This is a genomic window from Vibrio sp. C8, from assembly GCF_054051265.1.
This window is the reverse complement of the sequence record NZ_JBPAOE010000045.1, coordinates 1-615: the sequence shown is the minus strand read 5'-3', so window position 1 is coordinate 615 and position 615 is coordinate 1. Positions and strand designations below refer to the sequence as shown.

The window sequence follows — 615 nt, the reverse complement described above, 5'->3', positions numbered from 1 at the left end:
CGAATTAGTCGCTTGGAAAGAGAAAAATCCATACTAAAAAAGGCCACCGCTTTCTTAATGTCGGACGAACTCGAACGTTCTCGCTAATTGACCAGTTGAGGGAGCATGAATCGGTCAAGATGTTTTGCGAGCTGTTCAACGTCGCTTCTTCCTGTTACTACGCGTTTAAGCAGAGAAAGCCGGATGCCAATCGCATTCGGCTAGCCAGCCGAATTAAAGAACTCTTCAATATGAGTCGTGGCTCTGCTGGCAGTCGCACTCTTGTATCTATGTTGCGTTCAGAATGTTGCGTTCAGAAAACATCGAAATTGGGCGATTCAAGGTGAGGCAGATAATGCAAGAAGCCGGTCTGCTGAGCAAACAACCAGGCTCGCACCGGTATAAGCATGCCAAATCAGAGCGACTAGATATTCCGAATCTGCTGAAGCGTGAATTCTCTGAGGCTGCTCCAAATCGAGTGTGGTGCGGTGACATCACTTACATTTGATCGGGTTCAAAGTGGAGTTATCTAGCCGTAGTGCTTTATCTATTTAGTCGACGCGTCGTGGGTTGGTCTCTATCGGATAAGCCTGATGATGAAGAATTAGCTTCTAAAGCCTTGGATATGGCTTGGGA

The 615-nt window shown here is 46.8% G+C and carries 1 pseudogene; it reads left to right on the top strand.

Annotation, left to right across the window (positions count from 1 at the left end):
• Window positions 1–615, top strand: a pseudogene (locus ACRQQK_RS16600) (DDE-type integrase/transposase/recombinase); the annotation flags it as partial.